This is a genomic window from Eubacterium sp. AF16-48 (genome assembly GCF_003479405.1).
Classification (GTDB): Bacteria; Bacillota; Clostridia; order Lachnospirales; family Lachnospiraceae; genus Eubacterium_G; species Eubacterium_G segne.
This window is the reverse complement of the sequence record NZ_QUHB01000003.1, coordinates 252,849-261,290: the sequence shown is the minus strand read 5'-3', so window position 1 is coordinate 261,290 and position 8,442 is coordinate 252,849. Positions and strand designations below refer to the sequence as shown.

Genomic DNA, 8,442 nt, shown 5'->3' with positions numbered 1-8,442 from the left:
CCTAATTTAATTTTACTATCTAATTCCCATAACGCAGTTTTATTACTATCATATCTAAGTCTTTTTAATGCAGTTTTATAATCAACCCATTCATATTTTGTATGCTCTTGAGACAATTCCAAAATTGTTGTATTCATCCTAGCAGCAAATGTATATTCAGGAATAACCAAACAATTTTCACCCCATATTTTTCTTGCTTCTTTAAAACAGTATGTTGGTATGCTATTTTGTGTATCAAGCACAGAATATTTACAATCCATACCTATGTTTGCTTCTTCATATGCCTCTCGTTTTGCAGATATTATTATAGTTTCATCCTCATCTTCTCCACCACCTGCTATAAATTGCCATACTTTCATATCATTTCTTTTAAATATGCAATATTTTACATTGCCGTTTTCAATATGATATGGAATGACTAATACCTGATATTTTGCTCTTGCCAATATATGTTCACCTCCCTAAATTTTAATTTATCATCTACCCAATTTTCTATTTTATACACAGTGCCATTAGTGTTTTATCACGCCATACTCGTGTTATTATATTTCGCTCAACATTTATACAGCTATATTCTACCATATCTATAATCAAATTGATATTTCATTATTTTATCAATTACAAAATTTCAGTTCAAATTATTTAGAATATTTGTGTCCAATTGACATCTCCTCAAAGCAGATGCACCCGCCAATACAACATTTGAGATATGGAGGTTTTAGGATTCTTCCTAACAAGAATGTATTTGTATATACAAATGCGTATCTTGCAATAGAACCAACCTCATTTTTTAATCTACTTTTGATAACCTGGAATTAATACTTTTCTTCTTTTAACAGATACGAGATACGCTATGCATATCTCGCATCTGATTAGCGGTCGGCAAATGTTCATTCATGCAAGCCTGATGACCACTTGCCTCGTCGCTATAACAAAAAGGGAACCATACTTTAAAAGTATGATTCCCTGATTATTTTTATCAAACCGTAATCGTTACGTTGATGTCTTCCCATTTACCCGCTTTTTTCATGTTTTTATCGAACTTTTTGTACTCTTTCAAGTAGTCCTTAGAAACTGTGAAATTGCCGATGTTTAGGGGCTTTTGACACCATAAACGATTATTTCCCACTTTCTGCGATAGCTGCCTGAGCTGCTGCTAATCTAGCAATTGGTACACGGAATGGTGAACATGATACATAATCAAGACCAATCTTATGGCAGAATTCTACTGAAGATGGATCTCCACCATGTTCTCCACAGATACCTACGTGAAGGTTAGGGTTAACCGGCTTACCAAGTTTGATAGCCATTTCCATTAACTTACCAACACCAACCTGATCTAACTTAGCGAATGGATCATTTTCAAAGATCTTAGCATCATAGTAAGCATCTAAGAACTTACCAGCATCATCTCTTGAGAATCCGTATGTCATCTGTGTTAAATCGTTTGTACCGAAGCAGAAGAAGTCTGCCTGCTTAGCGATTTCGTCAGCTGTAAGAGCTGCTCTAGGGATTTCGATCATTGTACCTACCTGGTATTCAAGTTCAACACCTGCTGCTGCGATTTCAGCATCAGCTGTTGCTACTACGATATCCTTAACATACTTTAATTCCTTAGCATCACATGACAATGGAATCATGATTTCAGGTTTAACTGTCCAATCACTGTGCTTCTTCTGTACATTGATAGCAGCACGGATAACAGCCTTAGTCTGCATCTTAGCAATTTCAGGATATGTAACTGCAAGACGAAGTCCTCTGTGTCCCATCATAGGGTTGAATTCGTGAAGTGAAGAAATAATTGTCTTGATTTCTTCTACTGTCTTACCCTGAGCATCAGCAAGTTTCTTAATATCATCTTCCTCTGTAGGAACGAATTCATGAAGAGGTGGATCTAAGAATCTGATTGTAACTGGGTTTCCTTCAAGAGCTTCATAAAGAGCTTCGAAATCTCCCTGCTGGTATGGAAGAATCTTTTCAAGAGCTGCTTCTCTTTCTTCAACTGTATCTGAACAAATCATTTCTCTGAAAGCTGCAATTCTGTCTTCTTCAAAGAACATATGCTCTGTACGGCAAAGACCGATACCTTCTGCACCAAGTTCTCTAGCTTTCTTAGCATCAGCTGGTGTATCAGCATTTGTTCTAACCTTAAGTGTTCTATATTTATCAGCCCATCCCATGATACGTCCAAATGTGCCTGCGATTGTAGCATCAACTGTAGGGATGATACCATCGTAAATGTTACCTGTTGAACCATCAATTGAGATGTAATCTCCTTCGTGATATTCTTTTCCAGCTAATGTGAACTTCTTGTTAGCTTCGTCCATAGCGATATCACCACAACCTGATACACAGCATGTACCCATACCACGAGCAACAACGGCTGCGTGAGATGTCATACCACCACGTACTGTTAAGATACCCTGTGAAGCCTTCATTCCTGTAATGTCTTCAGGAGATGTTTCAAGACGAACTAAAACAACCTTTTCTCCCTTAGCATTCCATTCAACAGCATCATCAGCTGTAAATACAACCTTACCACAAGCAGCTCCAGGTGAAGCTCCAAGTCCCTTACCAGCTGGTGTAGCAGCCTTAAGAGCAGCAGCATCAAACTGTGGGTGAAGTAATGTATCTAAGTTTCTAGGATCGATCATAGCTACAGCTTCTTCTTCTGTTCTCATGCCTTCATCAACAAGGTCACAAGCAATCTGTAAAGCAGCCTGAGCTGTTCTCTTACCATTTCTTGTCTGTAACATATATAATTTTCTGTTTTCAACTGTAAATTCCATATCCTGCATATCTCTGTAATGGTTTTCAAGTGTTTCACAAACCTTTACAAAGTCAGCGAATGCTTCTGGGAATTCCTGTTCCATCTGAGCGATTGGCATTGGTGTTCTAACACCGGCAACAACGTCTTCACCCTGAGCGTTCTTTAAGAACTCACCCATAAGCTTCTTCTCACCAGTTGCTGGATCTCTTGTAAATGCAACACCTGTACCACAGTCATCACCCATGTTACCAAATGCCATTGACTGTACGTTAACAGCTGTTCCCCATGAATAAGGGATATCGTTGTCACGACGGTAAACGTTAGCACGTGGGTTGTCCCATGATCTAAATACGGCCTTAATAGCTCCCATTAACTGTTCCTTAGGATCATCTGGGAAGTCTTCACCGATTTTTTCTTTGTATTCAGCCTTGAACTGTGCTGCTAATTCCTTTAAGTCATCAGCTGTGAGTTCTACGTCCTGCTGAACACCTCTATCAGCTTTCATCTTGTCGATAAGTTCTTCAAAGTATTTCTTACCAACTTCCATAACTACGTCAGAATACATCTGAATAAATCTTCTGTAGCAGTCCCAAGCCCAACGAGCATTTCCTGACTTTTCAGCAATTGTATTAACAACTGTCTCGTTAAGACCAAGGTTAAGGATAGTATCCATCATACCCGGCATAGAAGCTCTAGCTCCTGAACGAACAGATACGAGGAGAGGATTTTCCTTATCTCCGAACTTCTTACCTGTGATTTCTTCCATTTTAACGATGTATTCGTTAATCTGTCCCTGGATTTCATCATTGATTTCTCTTCCGTCCTCATAATACTGAGTACAAGCTTCTGTTGTGATTGTGAATCCCTGTGGTACAGGAAGACCTAAACCTGTCATTTCTGCAAGGTTTGCACCTTTACCACCGAGGAGCTCACGCATGTTAGCATTACCTTCGCTAAAAAGGTACACCCATTTGTTTGCCATCTGTTCTTCCTCCTAATAAATAATAAGTATTGTATGTCATGAGCTGTAGAATGGCATTCCTTACCAGCTCATACAATCGATTTTTGGTGTTGCCCTGTTTTCCGGATAAAATATGTTCAATAAATGTCTCTTTCTATGTAGTCACGCAGAAAAAGGGCGCACTAGCACCTACGGAACAATTATAACATACAGCGCCTTATAGTCAAGAGAGAACGCTGTTTTTAGTTTAAAAGCCATAGGTTTTTCCTAATAAAATTCTTATCTGTCTCCACAATAAATGTTGTTATTGAGTGTGGAGGTACTTCTGTATTAATTCTTTTTCCGTCAACTGTAACTGCCAGTTTGTGTACTCTGCTTAGTTCGCTTTGAACCACAACCACTGTATTCATTCGGAAACTATAATAATCTCTTAATTCATACGGGTCTAATTCCTTCCAAAACTCCTTTGAGCCCTATGCAGTCTGCACTACTCGCATTATCGGTTCCATGAAAATACCTCTTTTCAAAATATTTCCAAAACCTTCCAAGTTCTTTCCCGTTTGATTAGATTAATTTATATCTGATTAGAAATCCATTTTCTCCTCAAAGTATGCCTTAAGGTCTTCAATTTTTATTCTTTCCTGCTTCATTGTATCTCTGTCACGAACTGTTACGGCACCGTCTTCTTCTGAATCAAAATCATATGTTACACAGAACGGTGTTCCTATTTCATCCTGACGACGATATCTCTTTCCAATTGCTCCTCTGTCATCAAATTCGCAGTTATAATACTTGCTAAGCTGTGCGAATACTTTTTCTGCTCCTTCGTTTAACTTCTTTGACAATGGAAGTACACCAATCTTTACAGGTGCAATAGCCGGATGGAAATGTAACACAGTTCTCATATCCGGTTTTTCTTCTGTACCGATGTTCTCCTCGTCATATGCTGAGCAAAGGAATGCCAATGTGACTCTATCTGCACCAAGTGACGGCTCGATAACGTATGGAACATATCTTTCATGCTTTTCATCATCAAAATATGTTAAATCTTCTTTTGATAAATTCTGATGCTGAGTAAGGTCATAATCTGTTCTGTCTGCAATGCCCCAAAGTTCTCCCCATCCAAATGGGAATAAAAATTCAATATCAGTTGTTCCTTTTGAGTAGAAACATAATTCTTCAGGTGAATGATCTCTAAGTCTCATTTCATCTTCTTTAATACCAAGGTTTAATAACCAGTCACGGCAGAAACCTCTCCAATACTGGAACCAGTCAAGGTCTGTTCCCGGTTCACAGAAAAATTCAAGTTCCATCTGTTCAAATTCTCTTGTTCTGAAAGTGAAGTTACCCGGTGTAATTTCATTTCTGAAAGACTTACCAATCTGTCCGATACCAAATGGAATTTTCTTTCTTGATGTTCTTTGAACGTTCTTAAAGTTTACGAAAATACCCTGTGCTGTTTCAGGTCTTAAGTATACTGTATTCTTTGCATCCTCAGTAACTCCCTGAAATGTCTTAAACATAAGGTTAAATTCACGTATATCTGTAAAATTATGCTTTCCACAGGATGGACAGCAAATATTATTATCTTCTATGTATGAAGCCATCTGTTCATGAGACCATGCATCAATAGACTCTTCAGCCTGGATACCATGCTCATCCATATAATCTTCAATAAGCTTGTCAGCTCTGAATCTTTCATGACATTCCTTACAATCCATTAACGGGTCTGAGAATCCTCCTAAATGTCCTGATGCAACCCATGTCTGTGGGTTCATAAGAATAGCACAATCAACACCTACATTGTATGGATTTTCCTGAACAAACTTCTTCCACCACGCCTTTTTTACATTGTTTTTAAGTTCAACTCCAAGATTTCCGTAGTCCCATGTATTAGCAAGACCTCCGTAAATTTCTGATCCCGGATATACAAATCCTCTGCTTTTTGCCAATGCAACTATCTTATCCATTGTCTTTTCCATTATTACATCTCTCCTTAATATAATTTAGATTTTATCAAATACTTTCAGTATTATTTTTAATATACAATATAACTTAAATTTTCATCAGAATCATCAGTGGTTACTATTCCATCATCATCCACACTGCAATTTGAACTGATATACTTAACATCCTCATCTAACTGAACCTTATATTTTCCTTTAATAATAAGGATATTGGCATCTTCCATAGCCTTGATTTCCTTGGTTGTGGCATCTTTTTTCTTATCCGGTGAAGTAAAATCACCTTTTATTTTGCAATCAGAATTGTCCGCTATCTTTCCCATGAAAAACTCATTGCTTTCAACCTTATTGTATTCTTTAATGTAAGTTGAAAAATCATATGTTGTAGCAAATTCAAGAACTAATGTTGCCACATCGCTTTTAACCTTGAATGTATCTACCGTAATGGCATTTTTCACGGAAGCTTTATTCCCGTCGTTATAATCTGCCACCTCTTTGTTTATGGTATCTTCAAGCTTACTTTCGTCGTAATAGTCCTTGTCAAACTTTTCCGCAACACCGTAAGATACCTTTCCATCTTCCTGTATGTAAACTGCACTCTCGCCCTTGGCAATATCCATATCACCTATTGTGCTTCCACACGCCGTAGCTCCAACAGCTACCACCAGCACAAGAAAAAGAGCTGCTAACTTTTTGTTAATATGCTTCATCTGTTCATTCCTCCTGATATTTGGCAAATACCTTATAAACAGTATCACCTAGATTACAATTTTAAACGCAAACCACCATTATTTCAATACATATTTTGCATAAAAAATTTACAAAAATTCCAACGAATTGAACTTTTTGTCTATCACTTTATCCATGTATGAACCAATAATATGTTTTAGCTGTTTCAAAACTATATCTGTAACTGTAAAGGAAAACAATTTATCTACAGGAGTAACTACAATAAATTGCAGTGCATACACCGTGGAATCTGTTATTATCTCATTATCCGGTACCTTTCCGTGACACTTTTTACATACCATTGTATTACGGTTTATATCAAAATAATCAAGTTCCTGCTTCTCTCCACAATTACCACAGGAGAAAACGTTGGGGTACTCTCCGTTTATAACCAAGGTTTTAAGCTCATATATACAACGTATTAAGTCAACAGGAATCCTGTTTTTAGTTAAAGCTTTCATTGCCATATATAAAAGTTTTAAAGTTTCAGAGGCCTCTATTCCTTCTCTTCCATAGTATCCTGCCAGTTCAAGAAAATACATTCCCATGTACATGCTGTCAATGTCTGTCATGGAATTGCTGAAATAATCGCTAATTTTCATTCCAGTAACCGTATAGGCGTTCCGTCCCCGGTATAAGGTAAATTCACCAAAAGCCATAGGCTGGCTTCCTCCTAGAAACGGACTGTTAGGTTTTCTTGCGCCACGGGCGAAAGCTGTTATTTTTCCAAATTCCTTTGTAATTATAACTAATCTCTTATCGTATTCACCTATAGCCATTGAAGATATTACCATCCCCAGCGCCGTTACTGTTTCTACCATCTTCTTTTCCTTCTGTGTCCTTTATCCTTGCAATAAAGCTTTCCCGTGCTTTATTTATTCTTCTCTCATCAGCATATTTCAAATAATCTTCAATCTTACCTGTTGCTTCAAAAACCTTCCAACTGTTTAAATTATCCATCTTATCCCTCCGTAATACTGCAATTATCAAATTGCTTTTTTCACCTGTTTAAGTGATAAGATTAGGTTCTCCCATGAGATTATTTGTATACTGATTTCTTCAAAGAAAAAACTGGAAAGACCAATTGTTAATTCATTTAACAACTACTTCTCATTTATATAACCGTAATTTTTCATAAGAAGTTCGCTGTCACGCCAATCTTTTCTAACCTTTACCCAAAGCTGAAGATTTACTTTCATTTCCAGCTGTTTTTCTATTTCATATCTGGCATTTGTTCCGATTTTCTTTAACATGCTGCCTTTTTTGCCAATAATAATGCCCTTGTGTGATTCTCTTTCACATATTATTGTTGCCTCAATATCCACAATGTCAGTCTTTGTACGCTTCTTCATTTTTTCAATAGTAACGGCAATTCCGTGAGGGACTTCTTCATTTAATGCATGAAGAGCTTTCTCCCTGATTAACTCCGCCACGATTTGTCTCATAGGCTGGTCTGTCACTGTATCTTCATCATAATACTGTGGGCCTTCCGGCAGATATTTGAAAATCTGTTCAATAACAACATCAACATTTTTGCCTCTTAGGGCTGATGCAGGTATTATTTCATCAAAATCATATATTTTTCTATATGCATCTATAAATGTAAGAATCTCTTCCTGTTTTACGGTGTCTGTCTTGTTAATAACAAGGATAACCGGAACTCCTATTCCTTTAAGTTGCTGGGCAATATGCTGTTCCCCTGCTCCAATAAAGGTGTCCGGTTCCACCAGCCACATAATTAAATCAACTTCCTTTAATGTTTTTTCAGCCACATTTACCATATACTCTCCAAGCTTGTTTTTCGCCTTGTGAATACCCGGTGTGTCTAAAAATACAATCTGACCTTCATCACATGTATAAACAGTCTGAATTTTATTTCTTGTAGTCTGTGGTTTATTTGATGTTATGGCAATCTTCTGTCCGATAATCTGATTCATTAATGTTGACTTTCCAACATTTGGTCTTCCAATAAGTGCCACAAAACCCGATTTAAACTTTGTATTCTTTCCTGAATCCAT

The 8,442-nt window shown here is 37.3% G+C and carries 7 protein-coding genes; all 7 read right to left on the bottom strand.

Features of this window, described 5'->3' with window-relative positions; all coding sequences use genetic code 11:
- On the bottom strand, positions 1–446 hold a 446-nt coding region (locus tag DWW68_RS05600), incomplete at its 3' end, for an NUDIX domain-containing protein (protein ID WP_118594975.1).
- Between the two features lie 672 nt (positions 447–1,118).
- A complete protein-coding gene (ppdK, locus tag DWW68_RS05595; RefSeq protein ID WP_118589030.1) occupies positions 1,119–3,752 on the bottom strand; it encodes a pyruvate, phosphate dikinase in 2,634 nt (877 codons plus the stop codon).
- A 563-nt stretch (positions 3,753–4,315) separates the two neighbouring features.
- Positions 4,316–5,713 carry a glycine--tRNA ligase gene (locus DWW68_RS05590; protein WP_021952479.1) on the bottom strand — a complete coding sequence of 466 codons (1,398 nt, stop codon included), beginning with the start codon at positions 5,711–5,713 and terminating at the stop codon, positions 4,316–4,318.
- Positions 5,714–5,769: 56 nt separating this feature from the next.
- The gene (locus DWW68_RS05585; protein ID WP_118589031.1) at positions 5,770–6,405 is read right to left on the bottom strand and encodes a hypothetical protein; all 636 of its coding nucleotides are present in this window, start codon (positions 6,403–6,405) and stop codon (positions 5,770–5,772) included.
- Between the two features lie 108 nt (positions 6,406–6,513).
- Positions 6,514–7,245: a DNA repair protein RecO gene (gene recO / locus DWW68_RS05580; RefSeq protein ID WP_021952481.1), complete on the bottom strand. Its 732-nt coding sequence runs from the start codon at positions 7,243–7,245 to the stop codon at positions 6,514–6,516.
- Entirely contained in the window at positions 7,190–7,384 is a 195-nt protein-coding gene (locus DWW68_RS05575) for a hypothetical protein (RefSeq protein ID WP_021952482.1), read from the bottom strand. Before DWW68_RS05575 ends, recO begins: the two co-directional genes overlap by 56 nt.
- Before the next feature lie 143 nt (positions 7,385–7,527).
- On the bottom strand, positions 7,528–8,442 hold the full coding sequence (era, locus tag DWW68_RS05570) for a GTPase Era (protein WP_118589032.1): 915 nt from the start codon (positions 8,440–8,442) through the stop codon (positions 7,528–7,530).